General features: G+C 43.6%; 16 protein-coding genes and 1 other RNA gene. 12 read left to right on the forward strand and 5 right to left on the reverse strand.

Translation table 11 applies throughout. The annotated features are described in order from the left end of the window. The first annotated feature begins 40 nt into the window (after positions 1-40). Positions 41-1888 (forward strand): pseudouridine synthase, encoded by a 1848-nt coding sequence (locus FTD44_RS16040; protein WP_246625319.1) that lies wholly within the window; start codon positions 41-43, stop codon positions 1886-1888. 76 nt (positions 1889-1964) lie between these two features. After that, positions 1965-2360, forward strand: a complete 396-nt coding sequence (locus tag FTD44_RS03520; RefSeq protein ID WP_222165177.1) for a VOC family protein — start codon at positions 1965-1967, stop codon at positions 2358-2360. Positions 2361-2418: 58 nt separating this feature from the next. Here the strand turns inward: FTD44_RS03520 and FTD44_RS03525 are convergent, their stop codons facing one another. From FTD44_RS03525 to FTD44_RS03535, 3 genes are read right to left on the reverse strand one after another with little or no spacing between them, the layout of a single operon-like run. Next, positions 2419-3492: a hypothetical protein gene (locus FTD44_RS03525; RefSeq protein WP_222165178.1), complete on the reverse strand. Its 1074-nt coding sequence runs from the start codon at positions 3490-3492 to the stop codon at positions 2419-2421. Between the two features lie 9 nt (positions 3493-3501). After that, a complete protein-coding gene (locus FTD44_RS03530; RefSeq protein WP_222165179.1) occupies positions 3502-4164 on the reverse strand; it encodes a hypothetical protein in 663 nt (220 codons plus the stop codon). Next, on the reverse strand, positions 4148-4708 hold the full coding sequence (locus FTD44_RS03535; RefSeq protein ID WP_222165180.1) for an RNA polymerase sigma factor: 561 nt from the start codon (positions 4706-4708) through the stop codon (positions 4148-4150). The genes FTD44_RS03530 and FTD44_RS03535 overlap by 17 nt, the downstream gene beginning before the upstream one ends. Before the next feature lie 154 nt (positions 4709-4862). Here FTD44_RS03535 and ssrA point away from each other — a divergent pair. Next, positions 4863-5237, forward strand: a transfer-messenger RNA (tmRNA) gene (ssrA, locus tag FTD44_RS03540). Positions 5238-5342: 105 nt separating this feature from the next. Here the strand turns inward: ssrA and FTD44_RS03545 are convergent. Further along, the gene (locus tag FTD44_RS03545; RefSeq protein ID WP_222165181.1) at positions 5343-6260 is read right to left on the reverse strand and encodes a bestrophin family protein; all 918 of its coding nucleotides are present in this window, start codon (positions 6258-6260) and stop codon (positions 5343-5345) included. Between the two features lie 290 nt (positions 6261-6550). Here FTD44_RS03545 and FTD44_RS03550 point away from each other — a divergent pair, with 290 nt between their 5' ends. The 4 genes from FTD44_RS03550 (at position 6551) to FTD44_RS03565 (ending at position 10785) form a co-directional block, all read left to right on the forward strand. Next, entirely contained in the window at positions 6551-7075 is a 525-nt protein-coding gene (locus FTD44_RS03550; protein WP_222165182.1) for a hypothetical protein, read from the forward strand. Between the two features lie 443 nt (positions 7076-7518). After that, positions 7519-10074 (forward strand): T9SS type A sorting domain-containing protein, encoded by a 2556-nt coding sequence (locus FTD44_RS16045; protein ID WP_246625320.1) that lies wholly within the window; start codon positions 7519-7521, stop codon positions 10072-10074. A 77-nt stretch (positions 10075-10151) separates the two neighbouring features. Next, positions 10152-10430 carry a VF530 family protein gene (locus FTD44_RS03560; RefSeq protein ID WP_246625321.1) on the forward strand — a complete coding sequence of 93 codons (279 nt, stop codon included), beginning with the start codon at positions 10152-10154 and terminating at the stop codon, positions 10428-10430. A 25-nt stretch (positions 10431-10455) separates the two neighbouring features. Then, positions 10456-10785, forward strand: coding sequence for a winged helix-turn-helix transcriptional regulator (locus tag FTD44_RS03565; protein WP_222165183.1), 330 nt, complete (start codon positions 10456-10458; stop codon positions 10783-10785). Here the strand turns inward: FTD44_RS03565 and FTD44_RS03570 are convergent. Then, a complete protein-coding gene (locus FTD44_RS03570) occupies positions 10782-11240 on the reverse strand; it encodes a VOC family protein (protein ID WP_222165184.1) in 459 nt (152 codons plus the stop codon). The two genes, FTD44_RS03565 and FTD44_RS03570, sit on opposite strands and share 4 nt — an antisense overlap. A 189-nt stretch (positions 11241-11429) precedes the next feature. Between FTD44_RS03570 and yddG the strand changes: the two genes are divergently transcribed. The 5 genes from yddG to FTD44_RS03595 all read left to right on the forward strand — a co-directional run bounded on the left by yddG (position 11430) and on the right by FTD44_RS03595 (position 18656). Then, the gene (gene yddG, locus FTD44_RS03575; protein WP_317196822.1) at positions 11430-12335 is read left to right on the forward strand and encodes an aromatic amino acid DMT transporter YddG; all 906 of its coding nucleotides are present in this window, start codon (positions 11430-11432) and stop codon (positions 12333-12335) included. Positions 12336-12755: 420 nt separating this feature from the next. After that, entirely contained in the window at positions 12756-13166 is a 411-nt protein-coding gene (locus FTD44_RS03580) for a hypothetical protein (protein WP_222165185.1), read from the forward strand. Positions 13167-13199: 33 nt separating this feature from the next. Next, positions 13200-13610 (forward strand): hypothetical protein, encoded by a 411-nt coding sequence (locus FTD44_RS03585; RefSeq protein ID WP_222165186.1) that lies wholly within the window; start codon positions 13200-13202, stop codon positions 13608-13610. 97 nt (positions 13611-13707) lie between these two features. Continuing rightward, complete coding sequence (locus FTD44_RS03590) at positions 13708-17160, forward strand: hypothetical protein (protein WP_222165187.1); 3453 nt, start codon at positions 13708-13710, stop codon at positions 17158-17160. Between the two features lie 38 nt (positions 17161-17198). After that, positions 17199-18656 carry an MBL fold metallo-hydrolase gene (locus FTD44_RS03595; RefSeq protein WP_222165188.1) on the forward strand — a complete coding sequence of 486 codons (1458 nt, stop codon included), beginning with the start codon at positions 17199-17201 and terminating at the stop codon, positions 18654-18656. The last annotated feature ends 5 nt before the right edge of the window (positions 18657-18661 follow it).

Genomic DNA, 18661 nt, shown 5'->3' on the forward strand with positions numbered 1-18661 from the left:
GCCTGTGCGATAAACGTACAGGCCTTTGTATATTTCTTATATGAATAAAAAATTTTCGAGTAAAAACACGGATAGCGCCTCTATTCAGGACGAATTTCAAAAGGAACGTGATGCAGCCCGCCAAAAGTTTTCTGAAAAAGACCGTAAGGACTTCTGGAAAAACTTTGACCAGGACAATACACATCCTAAACGCAATAGCGAAAAGAGTGCCCGTCGTTTTGAAGCCAATAATAAGGATGTAATCAATCGCCCTGCTAAAGCTTATGGCAAAAAAGCAGACGATGGTGGCTTCCGTGGTAAAGACGGGGAGAAAAAAGATTTCAAACCGGGAAGAAAAGACTTTAACTCCGGCGACAGAGGTGGTTTCAAGTCAAAAGACAGCAATTTTGGCCCTAAACGCGAATCTGGCAACAGAGACGCTGATCGTGGAGACAGAAAAGATTTCAAATCAAGAGATCGTGACTTTGGCCCTAAACGTGAGTTTGGCAACAGAGACGATCGCGGAGATAGAAAAGATTTCAAATCAAGAGACAGAGACTTTGGCCCTAAACGTGAGTTTGGCAACAGAGACTCCGATCGCGGAGATAGAAAAGATTTCAAACCAAGAGATCGTGACTTCGGCCCTAAACGTGAGTTTGGTAACAGAGACTCCGATCGCGGAGATAGAAAAGACTTCAAACCAAGAGACAGAGACTTTGGCCCTAAACGTGAGTTTGGCAACAGAGACGCTGATCGTGGAGATAGAAAAGATTTCAAATCAAGAGACAGAGACTTTGGCCCTAAACGCGAGTTTGGTAACAGAGACTCCGATCGCGGAGATAGAAAAGACTTCAAACCAAGAGACAGAGACTTTGGCCCTAAACGCGAGTTTGGTAACAGAGACGCCGATCGCGGAGATAGAAAAGACTTCAAACCAAGAGACAAAGACTTTGGTCCTAAACGCGAATCTGGCAACAGAGATTCCGATCGCGGAGACAGAAAAGATTTCAAATCAAGAGATCGTGATTTCAAAGGAGAAAAAGGCGGCCCTAAAGATCGTCCGTTCAAAAGAGAGCATAAGCGCCCTGAAGATGCATTCAAAGAGCATTTTGACTATGAGCATCCGCAGGCAAAAGCCTATGATACCAATGGCAACAAAGGGGTGACTACAGAGCAGCAAACGCCATCTGTAGCAACAGAAGCCATGCCACTGAATAAGTATATTGCCCACTGTGGTGTATGCAGCCGCAGAGATGCTGTGGAGCTGATCAAAGAAGGTAAGGTTACAGTAAACAGTAAAGTGGTTATGGAGCCGGGCCTTAAGATCAATTCTGGCGACATTGTACAGATGGAAGGTAAAGAACTGAAGGTACAGAAGAACCTGGTATATGTACTGCTGAACAAACCAAAAGGATTTATTACCACAACTGATGATCCTAAAGGCCGTAAAACAGTAATGGATATATTCGGTGATAATATTGATGAGCGCGTATTCCCTGTAGGTCGCCTGGACCGTAATACAACAGGTCTGTTATTACTGACCAATGATGGTGATGTAGCGCAGCAATTATCGCATCCTAAATATGAGAACCGCAAGATCTACCAGGTAACGCTGAACAAAAATGTTGCAGCGAATGACTTTGAGAAGATTCTTGGCGGTCTGGAACTGGAAGACGGAATGACTAAAGTAGATCAACTGGCTTACCTGGAGCAGAAAAATGAGATCGGTATAGAAATCCACAGCGGTAAAAACCGTATCGTACGCCGTATCTTCGAACACCTGGGTTATGAGGTGGAGAAGCTGGACCGTGTGATGTATGCCGGGCTGACTAAGAAAAACCTGAAGCGCGGACAATGGCGCTTCCTGACCAAACAAGAGATCATCAACCTGAAGCATCTTAAACGCTAAGGTTCATATTATACATTTTAAATGGAGACCGAATGGTCTCCATTTTGCTTTTGAAGAAGTATATTTGATCAAAAAAATGATCCAGTTCAAGTATACTATTTTATATGTTCCTGATGTTACGAAGGCGATTACCTTTTATGAAGCGGCCTTCGGATTCGAACGCACATTCATCAGTCCGGACAATGATTACGGGGAGCTGCAAACGGGGCCGACTACCCTGTCTTTTGCTTCGGAAACCCTGGCCGGGAGTAATCTTCCAAACGGATTTGCGCATGCTGATGCAGCGCAAAAACCTTTTGCGATAGAGCTGGGTTTTGTGACGGATGATGTGTCTGCTATGATAGAGAAAGCCATTGCAGCAGGTGCCCGTCTGTATGCCGCCCCGGCAGTAAAGCCCTGGGGACAGACCGTTGCTTATGTAAGAGATCTCAATGGATTTTTGATTGAACTGTGTACGCCTGTAGCGCATTAATTATTAAGGGTGCCGAAAGCGGCACCCTGTTGTTTTCTCAAGGGGATAAAGAAAAATGCTAAAGGTTATATTTAAGGTATAATCCGATCATGCCTGCACGATTGGGATTGTCTTGTTTCAGGATAAAATTGGTATACAGATCCAGGCCCAGGTTAAGCTTTGGTGCTACAGGAATATTTATGTACATACGGAACATATTCGGTATCTGCAATGCACTTGGCGTTCCCCGCTTAGGATTAAACGTACCCTGGAAAAAACCAAAACCAACGGAGTAGCGGTTGCACAGTCCACGCTCTGTACTCATATCTGCTATACCATATTCTACATTGTAATTAAGGTATGTGTTGGACTGCCCTATCGGATAGCGGAAGTTGGCAATAAAGCCCGCCTTGGCCATTACAAAAAACGACCTGCGGGAGTATTTGTTGAACAAAACGCCATAACCCAAATCCATAGCCAGTCCCAGGCGATCGTTAAAATAAGTCAGACCGACTTCCGAATCCATAAAAGTGCGCCAGCCGCGGCTTTGGTTTTTAAGTTCATATTTCCTGCGCGGATCGTTCAGGTAATTACTGAAGAATGGGGCGACCTCTGCTATGCTTTCTTTCATTGGTGCCGCATCGAAAGCAGCCACATCATTCAGCACAAAGGTGTAGAGGATACTGCGTTTAAAGGTGTCAGTATTGTCCGACAGTGTCAGGGCCTTATTGTATTGTCCGTAATGCTTCAGGATAAATACCGTGTCCTGTACAGTCTTTAAAGGATGATAGCTGTTATTGGCATAGACCATCTCTTTATGTTCCGGCAGAATCTCTTCATAGCCTATCTTAGTATAAGACTCATCCTGCGGCAATTCCAGGTACACTTTCTTTTGCGCCAGGGCATCTTTAAAAGAAGGCTTCAGGTGCTCCAGCTGTGTCGCGGCTACTGCAGCCAGGTGCTGCATCTCTGCATCTCCCTGCCAGTCCGCAGCATAGGCCATCTGCACCAGGACCTTACCTTTACCTGGTAAGTCTTTTTGCAGTGTTATTCTTCGCTGTACGGTATCCAGTTTAAAGCGTCCGGCTTGTTCCTGTGCAGACATAGTTGTGGTCAGCAGGCTGCAACACAGCCCGGCTAAAAGGATTTTCATCTTCATGGTTTACTTGCTTAAGATTTGGTTTATAACGACCCTTGGCGGGAGGGATGATGCATATTCTTCCAGGTTACTTTTTACATATCGTGCTACCCGACCCGATTCACGGGATTTACGGGGCATTGGCACTGCAGGACTTTCCTTATCCAGATCACTCAGGTACATAACCGCCAGCTGTGGGGCCTCTGCCTGTTGTGTAACGGGTTGCTCCGTGATTACACCTGGCGCTTTGTGATTTGAAGGGAGGGGTCCAGTCTTATGAACCGGAACCTGTTCTTTCGGCACAGCAGCGAGTGTTGTTTCAGGTCCGCGGGCTGTTTTCATTACTTTGCCCGGAAGTACCGTTGTTTCTTCTTTTGGAGTAATGTCCTTGTCCACTGCAATTGCCGCTTCCGGCAATGGAACAGGGGCTACGGTTGCCACTGTATGGGTATAGGCTACAGTTGTTGTTTGTCGCTGATATTTGATCAATAGACCAATGCCCAGACAGCAGACCAATGCTGCAGCCAGTTGCATGATTCCCGGCCTCCAGCTCCGCTTGATTACAGGTGGCTGCCCGGCCTCTATACGCTTCCAGATGGCCTCCTTATCCAGCATATCACCTATGCTGTCATCCTGCTCCAGTTCCTGCAGGCGGCTGCTCAGCTTTTCCTCAAACATATCTTTCATACCTCGTGAGTATTTTTTGTAATTGCAATTTTGCTTTCATCAGCTGGGTTTTCGAAGTCGCTTCGGCAATCTGCAAGGCATCCGCAATCTCTGCATGGGTATAGCCTTCTATAACATACATATTGAATACCGTGCGATATCCGGCTGGTAACTGCTGTACGGCTTTAAGGATATCCTTTGCAGCCAGTTGTCCCAATGCATCAAGGTCTATATCTGCCAGCTGTTCATGCCGCTCCTCCACTTCTTCAAATACCAGTCTTTGCTTACGCAGGAACATTAATGCCTGATTCACCGTGATCTTTTTCAGATAAGCCTTCAGGCTACCCTCTCCTTTATACAGGAAGGAATCTTTCACCGCTTCAAAAAAACGGATAAAACTATCGGCGACTACTTCTTCTGCATCGGAACGGGTATCGATATAGCGCAGGCATACCGCAACCACCATGGGATAATATGCAGTATACAGCCATTGCTGTGCTGCCGGTTTCCCGCTCCTGCTATCCTGGTATACTTTGTACTCGTCTTTCGCGTAGTGATGCTGCATGAATGATTTAATTCCTTAACGCCTTTACTATATAAATGCATATTAAGGGCAAAAGGTTGCCCGGGCTGCAAATTATTTTTTAATTTTTATTAGCAGAACAAATTGTACCTTTGTATCCAGTTCTTTGAGCCCGTAAGGCTTGATGCGCAAAATTGGGGTCGACTGGTTTTGACAGCACAGGACGGGGGAAGCGTAAGCATGCCGTGCGTTGTACCATTAGCACGTAAATATGAAGGTTCGAACTTTATATGGCAATACTCAGTATGCCATGGCTGCGTAATCAGTGATTATGTAGTCATTAGGGCCGCCCGAGCAGGTGTTTTCGCTACCAAGCTCCGCCGCCGACTCAACAAAAAACGCGAGATGCTGCAGTACCAGGCTGTGATTACTGCATAAGACTATCCAGCTAAGCTTATAATTGGTTTGTTCGTTTCCTGTTATTCGCCGACAATTAATAATCGGAATAAGCATGTAGAAAACTTCTTCAATCGGTGTTTGGACGCGGGTTCGAATCCCGCCGATTCCACAAAAGGCGCGATATTCTTCAGAGAATATCGCGCCTTTTTATTTAAATGATTTATTTGCAGTTGGTTATGCTTAATAAATGAGTTCGACAGGTGCCAATGAGAAGTCCTTAATCAATATATCGCTTCTTTGATGCTTCTGTTTTTGATATTTTCTTTCCTGCTAACTCTGAAATCGTTGATTCAATCATTTGGCTCATGTTCGTTAATGCTAGATCATTGTCCTCCAGGCCAAAAGGCTCTTCTATTTCATCGGCAATAGCTTCAAAGGCAACAAAAGTATATGCAATAAATACCACCATAATGGGGGTGATCCATCCTAGGCTATCTATTAATCCAAATGGTAATAGGAAACAATAAATATATACAGTTCGGTGCAATAATACGCTGTAACTATATGGTATTAGTGTAGAGGCAATTCGCTCACATCCCCCAACAACATCCGCGAGTTTATCCAGATTTTTATCAAAACTCATTTGCTGAATTGAATCTATTTTGTTCTCCTCTTTTGCTTTCTGCACCCATTCTGCAATAAGCCTCATAATAACAATGGGTTTATATTGTGCATCAGAAACAATGATCATGTATTCATTACTCAATTTTTTAGATAAATCTTCCTGGGCATTAGTATTTCTTAGTTGATGTTTTAAGGCATATGTAAAAGCGCTGAGCAGTTGTACAAATTCAGTAATTTTTGTTTCATCCGCTTTGGGATTAAGTAAAGTAACTGCTTGTCTTGTTAAGGACCGGGATACATTCAATAATTCTCCCCAAAGTTTACGAGCCTCCCAGAATCGGTCATAGCTAGCATTATTTCGGAACCCAAGAAAAAGTGCCAAAACGAACCCAAACAAAGTAAAAGGAGCTGGGTTTAGCGGAATCTTAAACGAAAAGATATTACCATGAAAGTATACGACTGCAACAGATAATAGAAATAGTAGGAATAGTCGGGGTAATAGTCGGGGTAATACAGATCCGTGCCAAACAAACAGCATTTTGAACCAATTTTCCTTTTTTCTTAAAATCATACGGTATATATATTTAACTATTTAGTTGGTTGTCTTCTCAGTCATCATTTCAAAAAATATTTCATCCTATGTACTGCACTTATGAATGTTGACTAGGCCGTTATACTCATCATATAAATTCTAATCAGAAATTAATACACGTATACATACCCGTGTGCCCCCAGAAGTACTTACCTGCTCCCAATTTCCTGTAAAGTAAAAAATATTATGATTTATGAACAACCATATTATTTCTTCACTACAGATGTAGAAATTTATATGGTAATATCAACTTTGATTGCGACAATGCAATGGCAGCAGATATTTTAAAAAGTAAAATTGAGATTATTAAAAACAGTAGTGAAACATATCTTTTGAAAGTAATTAATACCGACTTGAATAAAAATAATCATGAAGGTTATTGGATAATTAAGCGTATTGATAAAAATAAAACAATACAGTACAACTTTATTACACAACTCATAACTGATATTGAATCTGCAAACAAAGTATATTCAACTGCAGTTGAGAATAAAGATGTGTTTGGATACACATTTTACAGTAAGAATTATCTGAATGAATTACAACTTCTTCCAAATATTGCTACAATAGAACAAGTACATAAAATTTTAGCATTAAATCAATCTGAAAAATTTAAAAAAATTGCAGTATCTCATGCAAATAGTGAAACAGGTGATATGTATGCTTCAGGATATGCAGGAGAAATGTTAACTCGTTCTTGTATTGAATTAGGATTTAACCCTGTTGGTGCTGGGAGAAAAGTAGATTCTATAGCTCGGTCTAATAAGTCCTATTTTAATCAAAGTATTCATTAGTATATGAAAATAGAGATCATCAGGGTGAAGATTTAAAATAAAAGAAATAAGCGCTACTATATTTTAGTAGCGCTTATTTCTTTTATCACGTAAAAACTCATAGATAAAAAACAAAAATTGTGTTCGCAAATAATGGAGATAGCGAATATTACAATACGAACCCTTCCGATTCCACAAAGCCAGGCAACTACACTTGAGGCTTATTTTCGATTACCCGATTTATTGTACAGGACAAAACATTTCGCTGCTGGCTTTCCCGAAGTATCCTCAATTGGCAGCCCTGTCATGGAACAATAATACCCATTCTTTCCATTGAACAATTCTTTTTCATATATATATTTCAACAAATAGATTTATATCCTGACAGGATCTATATACGTATTGCATTATTGATTAATTTGCAGTTATGTGAAATATTTTATTTTACTGTAAAAATTATTTCAATGGAAAAACAAACTCTTGGTTCAACATTTAAGCGCATCCTGCTTATCTGCTGTCTGGCAACATTATCATTGCCATTACATGCGATCATTCCCAATAGTATTACAACCGCAGTGGCAGTGATCAGCCCAGATAATTGTATGGGTGACTGTACGATTCAATCAGGGGCTTCCCTGACCATCACTAATGGCGCTACGGCCACATTCTACGGCAACATTATTGTCCAGCCCAATGCTGAATTAAACATAGTTGGCGGTGGTATTGCAATTGTCTACGGTAATATTATAGTGATGAACCAGGCAGACATGAAGCTGGATTCCGGTATCGTAAGGATGGGTGATGGCAACCGCATTATCCTGCGTGGCGGCCCGGTCAGCGGCGCATTTCTATCGGTAGAACACAACTCTCTGATATCAAATGCCAAGCCTCCATTTTTCTGGTCCGGCATTGAAATCATGAAAGGGCCTAATGCTACTGATGCAGAAAGCCACATCACTATAGGTGGTGCTACCTCTGGTCCGCAAAGTATCAGTTACAATACAATTGAAAATGCAGAAGTGGCCATCCGCAACTATGATAAAGATTATGCAGTCAACACCACAAGCGGCGGAAGAATATGGGCTGCTTTTGCTACGTTTAAAAATAACAAACGTTCACTGCTCTTATATAACGAACTAAGAGGTAACCCGATTACAGATCCGACAAATAATACAAGCGGTCTAAACCCCGCTGCCTTTTTCCAATATGACAACTTTATACACACTAATGACTTTAATCCCGGTACCCCACCACCCGATATGGTATACCTGGATAATTGCAATAACATAACATTCTTATCCTGTTCCTTCAAAGGAAATAGCTGGCCTGTATATAGCGGCTGCGATTCTGTATGTACCGGTGTAGTAGCCGTCAACTCGAGCATCAAAATGCAACCCTATTCTGATGTAAGGCCTTTATTTAATGGTATGAAAACCGGCATCTCTATCACAAACAGTTTACAAACCAATCGTGTTTCCTTAATCTATGGAACGGACTTCAATACGCCGAATGGCGTAAATATGAGTGGATGTTTCATGCCCTGGGTTATGGACTGTGTCTTTACGCCACCATACTTTGCACAAAGTAACAATGTGGATCTATTCCTTAATAACTGCACCGGTTACCGGATAGAGGGCAATCGCCTTTATGGAGATTACGGGCCTCCGGGAATTGTGGTTAGAAACTCAGGCACGGCATACAATGAAATATACCGCAACAGCATAGGCCGCAATGCGGCTAATGTGATGTGCATACAGTCCATTGGCCGGAATACAAATGTCGGCAATACTACCGGCCTTAAAATGCTGTGTAATGATTTATATGCCAGCTCTGGTTCTACTTCTGGTTATCCGGTCGGGCTGGGTTATGAAATATCGATTATGAAAGATGCTTCGGTACCACAGAGTGGTGTGGCAAGAATACAATATGTCGAGGGTGGCTCGTCGGGGCCAAATCTGTCTGCAGGTAATCGCTTCCACAATGGGGCAGAACCGGGCATCGGCCTTAATTATCCCAGCTACTATATTGGTAGTGCAACAAATGACATCAGTCAGTTCAGATATGGGTACAATTTTGCAACGGCGGCTGAGCAACCTGTGTATACCAATATCCTGCCGGGCAATCTTATCAATATGAATACCAATACCTGCCCTGTACACAATATCGGTGCGCCATCGGCGCCATTCCCCTTCTCTCTTTTCATCAACAACCTGTCGGTAATAGAAAAGAAGATCGCTTCACTGGAAAACCAGGGCCAGTACATTGATGAGGGCAATACCGAACTGGATCACTTATTAACCGCACAGGCACAGCTCATTGACAAAATGGTAGCACAGTATCTGTTTCCGGCTTCTAAAGAACAGATGCTTAAAGACGGACGGGGTCACCTCGATAGCGTGGCACTGGTATACGAACAAGTAACCCAGGGTTATCCATACCAGTTATATCTCGCTTCGACATACATGGACCTGGAACGTTATGACGATGCTATAAATGTATTAAATAACATAGAGGGTAAATATAAACTCAATGAAGCGGAGCAACTGGAAATAAACCATATTGCAGCCATCTATGAGGTAAAAAAATGGTTACTCCAAAACGAAGGCAACTGGGCAACACTACCAGCTGGCCTAAAACACCTGGTTTATGAATATGAAAAAACAGATCCAATGCAGGCCGGCGCTATCGCCAGATCGCTTCTGTCACAGTATGAGGGATATCGCTACGAACCGGAATACATCATGCCTGAGGCTGTATTTATGGCTCAGAAGAATAATATACCAGCCACTGGTCTGTCCAGAATATACCCTAACCCGACAAGAGGCATGCTGTACATCAATGCTGGAGATCAGAACAGCACCCTTATCATTACAGACATTACCGGTAAGGAGGTCTCACACTATAGGCTGAATGATCATACCACATCAATCGATATCAGTAAGCTACCCGCAGGAGTATATCATGCCACAATACGATCCACCGAAAAAATTACTTATCAGCAAAAAATCGTGAAAGAATAAACACACATCTATTATTAAGGAGCACTCAGTGCTCCTTAATTTTTATTTGAACCTCTTTTCTAAATCCTGCCGTATTTTTGCAGTATTATATAATCATATCGTCCATTAAGGACAACAATATTATGGAACAATCCAAAGACCCGTTGCACGGCATAAGACTCGACACCATCCTGGAAGAACTGGTAGAATATTACGAAGGTTTCGAAGGACTAGGTGAGCAAATCAATATCAATTGCTTTACGAGTAACCCAAGCATTAATTCCTCTTTAAAGTTTCTCCGGAAGACTCCCTGGGCAAGGGCTAAGGTAGAGAGCCTGTACTTGTATGTATTAAGACAAAAGCAGAAAGGGCTTTAGCCTGCTGGCCTATCCTGACCTCATTATGCGTAAAGAGCATTCTACCAATACGATAAACGAGCAAACGCTACAGCAATTCTGCAATGCGGCCAAAACACTGGCCTTATTTCAGGGACGCTGGAAATTATCAATTTTATTCCATCTGCAGGAAGGGCCCAGTCATTATACAGCCTTTAAACAATTGCTTCCTGCAGTCAGCGACCGCACGCTGTCTAAACAATTAAATGAACTGATGGCCGATGGCGTCATTGTAAAAGAGAAAACCAAGACTGAATCGATCTATACCCTTAGCCCATACGGCCATAGCCTCGGGCCGGTGCTATCTGCCTTGTCCGGGTTTCTTCATCAGCCTTAATTAAAATTTACCTGCTCCAGAAACTCGATCACCTCTCCGTTCGGACTATATACCAGGCTATTTTTCACCTGTACGGTTTTGGTATCATTACTGAGGGCCAACTCAAAAGAACCTTCACTCAGATCTGTTGCACCATAGTGTAATGCGGCAATCCTGGCTGCATCTGCATCGCGCACGACAAAGCAAATGTGCAGTAGTGCATTTTCGATATATTCATCACCAGCTCTTCTCGGGCGGCCCTGTGTGGGAATGAGGGCATTTTTATCGCAGATTTCTATATAATACTTGATGGCCTTATGATACAACATCGCACAGCGCTCCAGGTTGAACTCTGGTAAGGACCAATGGTGCACGGGCTCGAAGCCCAGGTGCTGATAAAAAGCAAGTGTCTCCTCGAAATTCTGTGCTTTAATAGATACGTGATGGAAGCCGATAATGTTATCCTGTAATTGCATAGTATCAGATTGTTTGTTCAAAAGTAGCCTGCACGGCATACACAAAAAAGGGCTTACATAATTGTAAGTAGCTCCTGTACCAGGGATTAGACTACCCCATCAATGATCACCTGTTATGCGTACTGCTAAAAACCCTATTTTTACTTACTCAAAAAACAGCCTCACCTGTAGCTAATCTCCGGGAAGTGTATGAAGATGAACCATCAAAATAAAGGTACTGCTGTGGGCTTGTGTGCGATCATTTTATGGAGCCTGATCGTAAGCCTGATTAAAGAAGTAAGTCATTACTTTGGTGCTACAGGCGGTGCTGCCTTGATTTACACCCTTGCCTCTGTCTTGCTCCTCCTTACAGTGGGCTGGACACCTTTAAAGCAATTTCCCCGAAAATACCTCATCTATGGTTCCTTACTGATGGTAGCGTATGAGGTCTGCCTGGCTTTATCGATCGGCTACTCGACCACTAGCCGGCAGGCAGTAGAAGTGGGTATGGTCAACTATTTATGGCCCAGCCTGACTATGGTAGCCCTCATTATATTCCATAAAAAAAGAACCAACTGGCTTATTGTTCCTGGTGTGTTACTGTCTATGACAGGTATCGTATGGGTACTGGGTGGTGAGCAGGGACTGTATATCGGGGAGATGATTGCCAATATACAGACTAATCCGCTCAGCTATGGGCTGGCCTTTATCGGCGCAATCATCTGGTCGGCGTATTGCGTGATCACCGCGCGCATGGCCAGGGGCACCAATGGCATTACTTTATTTTTCATTCTGGTGGCGCTGGTATTATGGTTTAAGTATTTACTGGTAAAAGAGACAACCGTACTCGACTTCAATCTTCGCTCCTGCATATTCCTGGTACTGGCCGCTTGCGCTATGGGATTGGGTTATGCGGCATGGAACGTGGGCATGCTAAAAGGCAATACGACGGTGCTGGCCGGCGCCTCTTATTTCATTCCTGTATTATCCTCGGCAATCTCTTCGGTATTACTACAGACAGCACTGGGCATTGCATTCTGGCAGGGTGCGGTCATGGTCTGCCTTGGATCGGTGTTGTGCTGGTTTGCTACGCGCACACAAAAGGCCCGTACATAAATATTCCATTGAGATCTTCGTTCAGGAAACAGAGACCTACATTGCTCATTGGGTTTCCATTTTCTAATATTGCTACCTTTTGCCTTGATGCAAAAGATCTTTTAATCCTTTTATTGCCGGATAAAAAGGACGAATAAAATAGCTTGGTACATGGCGGATGGTCATGAATAATTTTCACTATCGAATCAAAATTTAACTCCAGTAATTTACGCCCTCCCTTATTTATACAACCAAAAGAGCAGCCATTGACGACTGCTCTTTTGGTTTTTATGTAATCCATTAACCTAAGAGAAGGACGGTCAACAAAAACACACAATAACGGGAAAAATACCATATGAGAACCCGTTTTTATACCCTTGCTGAGCAGTGTACTATTTCCGTGCTTTACTAAATATTATAACTTCTTAAATGCAATTCCAAATGAATAACAACATCTCACAAGAATTCGAGACCTTAGACATACAGGCTCTGAGGGCACTCGGCGGCCCGGCAACGTATACTAAACAGATCGGTTACGGCCTGAGTTACCTGGCAGCAACGGTACTTGTTTTTGGTGATAATTACGACCAGGTAAAAGTGACGTTTACAAACTCTGCAGGTCAGTTATCTCCGACTTCAGGCATTTTCCTGAGTCCGCAGAATACAACTGCTACAAACCAGATCCTGACTGCTGGTTTGATGACCTTAACGATAGCCTCCATCAGCCTTGAGCCACCTACTCCCGATACAAAAGGGAGTGTATCCCTGAGTGCCACCTGGACGGATCTTAACGGTACAGGCAAGTCTGCTTTTAATGGTGCCATCGCAAGCTGGACCAATCCTCCTTCATAAAATTTTTCATTTCATCATTTAAATCAATATAACATGAGCAACCACATTGCACAACTAAATGAAACGCTTGACTACCAGGCCCTGCAAAAAGAAGGCGGCCCTGCAACGTATACCAAACAAATCGGCTACGGCTTAGGTTACCTGGTCGCGACCGTGATTGTGTTCGGTGATAACTATGATCAGGCTAAAATTACTTTTGCCAACTCCGCCGGCCAGTTATTCCCTGTTTCGGGTATCTTCCTGAATCCGCAAAACACCACCGTAAAAAATGCAAAACTGACTTCAGGCCTTATGACCTTAATGATTGATATCATTAGCTTTGAGCCCCCAACTCCTGACACAAGAGGTAGTGTATCTCTTACAGGATCATGGACAGATCTGAATGGCTCCGGCAATTATCAATATACAGGTCCTATCGCTAACTGGACAAATCCTCCTTCATGATATTGTAAAGCATAGCGTAACTATCAATGAAGCGCTGCAGATCAAACCCCGTTTGCAGCGCTTTTTTTGTTCTTTAATTTACTAAAAACCAAAGCCAGTGTCCAGCATATCATTCTCCAACACCAGATCAGCAGACAAGAGACTGTATACTGCTGACGATACACCGGCAAACAGCGGCTGGTGCGCCTGCTTCCTTATTGCTCCGGCCAAAGAAACGCTGACCATTACAGAGACCTGGAAAAGCAATAACAATGCGGTGTACCTGTACGCAGCCAATGCTCCGGCCAGTGAAGCCGATTTTATCAAACAGCTTACAGCTTACTTAAAATCATTTGGCTACGATAATGCATTTCTCTGGTTTAATGATACCGGAAATATAACTGCGCAGACGGTCAATGCGATACTGGCTACCATTACGCTTACCGGCCAGGTGTTCACGCAGACAGCCAATATCCTGTTCGGCAAGTACATCAACTTATCGATCAGTGTCAATTGCCTGGTACGGCTGGACAGCAGCGGCCAGTTTTTTACGATCAGTCAGGGAACGATTACCTTTTCCAACAAAGTTGCGACATCCAGTTCACAGATTCTCAATAAACAGATTTACCTTTCCATGACCGGCGCCAGCCTTGGCTGTATCCGGTTCGGACTTAATTTCAACGGTGCCACAGACTGGCAAGCCTATAACACAGGACTGCAATATTTTTACAATTCCGGAAGCATACAGAATATTTCTTTCCCTTTGTTGAGTAAGAATTATCTGCCACAGATTCCCTTCCAGGCCAGCCTGGACCCGGTCAACCAGTTGAATACAGATAACCGCCAGAGAACGTTCCTGGCCTTCAATTCCGGCAATACTATATTCCCGACAGGACTTAATACCAGCCTCGGGAATGCCCTATATATACAACCCCGTATCGGCTTTACGCCTAATACGGACAAACTACCTTTTGACATTCCCCTACCGGATACGGCATTATTAGTATTCAGTAAAAGCGATAAAGCCAATGTTAACAGCAATTATATGCTGATGCAGGGTGGCTTTCATATCTGTACTACTGATGCTAAACCTCCTGCCACTAATCCGCCGGTAAACTTGCTCTGCGGCTTATCCGGTATAGAAACGATTCTGTGTAATCCGCAGACGGCCACCTATCCGGGCGATCTGCTGTTCTTTACCATTAATCAACCGGCCTATGCACCCCTGTTCCCTATCCAGGATGGTCAGGATACAGCAGGCCAACCCTTACTGACTAATGATTATGTAACGGCATGGACATCGATAGTACCGTTTACCTCCGGCACTGCAGTCGACAGTAATAATGTTGCGATCAGCTATCAATCACAACCAGAGGGCTCTTCACTGTATGGAGCAGGGGCCATCAGCACAAAAACCAGTACGCCATTGCTGGGCTTTTATGCTCCGGTCACCGCTTACCTGCAGCAGGCCAATAAGTACACCAGCTTTCCTATGGCCTTTTACGGCTCTTTTGATAAAGGCCTTATAAATGGTGCAGACATTGCTCAATTCGAAAATAAAATCATCAATCCCTGGCGTAAAAAAACAATTGAAACAGCTGCATTACCGCAGCTTATTGCAAATCACCAAAAGCGCAAACAACTCAAAACCGTTCCCGGGAAGCCATCCACCACACCACAGGGATTAATGGTATATGTTGATGAGGGAAGCCAGAGATGGACAGACCTTATCCTGGCAAAAAACTATAAGGGAACTGATCCTAATCCAAAGCCTGAAAACGTACTCACGATGGATTTCACGGACCTGAATCCACGATTGCAGAGTGCCTTCCAGACCAATCAGCAGTTCCTCGTGATCAGCTTTAATAAACCATTGCCGGAATCTCCTGCAGAAGGGATACTGGGCAACTTCAACAACACCATTCAACTGGAGGGCTGGCCCTTTATGCTGAATGTACCGGAAGCCAATACTTATGGTCAATACAACAATGTACTGATATTTAAATTCTGTAGCGGAACGGTAATGGATCGTGTACAGAATCCGGCCTTATGGACCAATAGCAACGATTTCAACGAGACAGGGCAAAACGAGCTGAGCACGCTATCAGACTGGCTTACCGCTTATGTACAGGATGGTGTGAATCGTGGTAAGGATAAGGTTAATCCTGATCCTGACTTTGTCAATTTTGCTAAAATCGCCACTGATCCGGACTGGAATGGTATCCTGGCGCTGAAGACAGACATAAGTCTGTCTAACTTTCCGGAAGCGCTACAGGGGCTGCTTGCAGGCATAGACCTGTCCAAATTTAATGCACATCATTTCGGTATTAATGCCAACCATGTATCTGCGACAATTAATGATACCACAAAGCTGGTAGACATTACGATGGATAACCGGAGCTCTATGTTCTGTCTTATCTATTACGTAGATCCGGCATTTGCACCTTATACCAATGACATCAACGCCTATAAGCAAACACTCGATTTCAACCCCGTCAGCAACTTCGATTTTAAGACCCTGATGCTGAAAGTGCTTTTTGAAAATTCGAAAATAAAAAGTTTTAAAAGTTATATCCAGCTCAGTATTTATGAGCTCTTTGGCAGCCCAACGAAACAAACACCCGGCAGGGATAATATCCTGATCCTGTCTGGTAGTTATGAGGACCATAACGGTGCTCCATCTTATACTTTCAATGGCTTTGATGATGATTTGATACCGGTAGACAACCCGGTATTCGGTGCGGTGGAAGTATCACGCTCCAACTTCAGTACGCTGACACCAACCTTGATCAGCCAGCAGGAGAAGCTGGTATTTGCTCAATTTTCCTTGTGGGGTTATATAAACTTCAGCAATCCATCAGGAATGGACGTACTGTCCTTTGGCTCTCCAGGTACGCCGGCCAAGGCCCAGGAAGGGCTGGCCTATTCTCAGCTGCTGATTAATATGAATTTCAGCCTGGATACACCCGCCATAAAAAAATTCGAGTTCAACATAAGCCAGATCACGTTCGACATTCCTTCCAGCCTGCCCCGTAGGACCAGCCTGTACAATCACTTCCCTATTAAGCTGACCGGTATGGTGAGCGGCGATGCTGACAATCTTCCAGCCAAGCTGAACTTTATTCCGATCGCTACTCCAGACGTAAGTTCATCGGGTATACCCTCGGGTAAATGGTACGGACTTATCTATGACTTAAATCTTGGCACACCCGGTGCCCTGGCAGGTAGTGCGGGTTTTAAATCCAGTATGATGATAGCCTGGTCTGTAAGTGACGGTACAATATTTACCGGAATTAAATTGCCGGGACTCAGCTCCCAGAGCAAATTACTGAGCCTGCAGGGTGTTTTAAAACTGGATATCGGAACGATAAAACTGCTCATGGCCAAAACAGACGACAGCGCCAATGCTACTACGGCATTCCTGCTGATGATGAATAATATCACCCTGAAGTTCTTAAGCAAAACCTTTCCTTCCGGGGGCAATATAGATTTCTATCTCTTCGGCGATCCTGATACCACTACCCAGCCCTCGAGCCTGGGCTGGTACGGTGCATACCAGAAGAAAAGCTAAACGAAATAAATATCAATGCCATAAACCATCTCCCTATTATGAACAATACCGCATTTACGTCAAGGGCCAGTGAGTATAAAAGCAGTATGTGGCTTTTATACATAGCCACTGCGCTGATCCTCTCTATAACAGCTTGTAGTCCGAAGCTATCCAAAACACCGGTAGCTACGCCGCCACAGGCCAGCATTGCTTCCGGTAAATTGATGGTGGGTAGCCCTGCGGTTAAATTAGAAATTCATCATATCAATATCAACAATGGCGATGCCTCTGTGATAAGGATCATTCATGCAGATGGAACAGAGACCAAAGTGCTGATCGATGGGGGTCAAATGTCTGCAGACGAAAGACTGATCCCATATTGTAATGCGATGTTCAAGGATGTCAGTTTCAAATATGTTATCCTTACACACTATCACAATGATCACTACAATGGACTTTTAGCTTTAGGAAACGGTAAGATTCGTGGAGACTATTATATAGACCTTGGCGGATATAACATGGATGGATTTGTGTCTGGCGGAAATTTATCCAAGATTCAACCTGCTGACAATACCTGTCCATGGACAGATACAACCGGCATATTCGGTGGTACCATGAGCGACTATATTACTGCAGTAGGTAAGGCTGCAGATAACTTCGGATTAAAGCGCTACGGTCCTATGACTACTGCATCTGACAAAATCAGTGACCTTATCGGTGTAGTAGTACCCATAGATACTTTTGTGATCGGAACAAAGAAATATCCCATCAGTATGCGGTGTGTAGCCCTATGGGGGTTTACCATGGGTAGCACAGGTACTGCTGTAGACAACTGGAAGAAGGGCGCCAGTAAAAACGATCCATGTATTGCATTTGTGCTGGAATGCGGAGAATTCCGCTATTTCTTCGGAGGAGATATGGGAGGAGATCCATCAGGAAGCTATATAGACCAGGAAACAACACTGGCCGGAGGATTTCAATATTTGTATAAAGGGGCAAAATCGTATTATAATCCGGGAGTGGCTTATGATGGCCATGTCTGCGGCTTTAAAGCCAACCATCATGGAAGCGCCCATAGCAATAACAGTACATTCTTAAATGGCATGAAACCAGGTGTGTGTGTAACCTCTGCCGGAAGTAATGATGGATGGCATCTACCTTCTATTGACTTTTTAAACAGGCTGAATGCAACAACTCCCCTAACCCCCGCTACGGATATACCTACCTATGCTCCATCCTTTACAAAAGCCCAGGGGTTCTTTTTTACCAATCTTTTCAATTTTACTGGTGGAAATAATTCTCTTACTGTTGCTAATGGACTTTTTGCAGCACGCAATAAAACGGGGTATCAATATGGCAATGCAACGGGAAATTTCAAGAGAAGTTATCAGGTAATCGTCGCTTTGAATAACAGCGTGATCGACTTCAGTAAAAAAAGCACCTATGGAGTTGTCTCCGTGGATGATGCTTTTAATGTAAGCCCATTGCTTACCGTAATTGGTTGCCACCAGCGATAATAGCA

The sequence above is a fragment of the Edaphocola aurantiacus genome (assembly GCF_019797745.1).
GTDB classification, from domain to species: Bacteria; Bacteroidota; Bacteroidia; order Chitinophagales; family Chitinophagaceae; genus Edaphocola; species Edaphocola aurantiacus.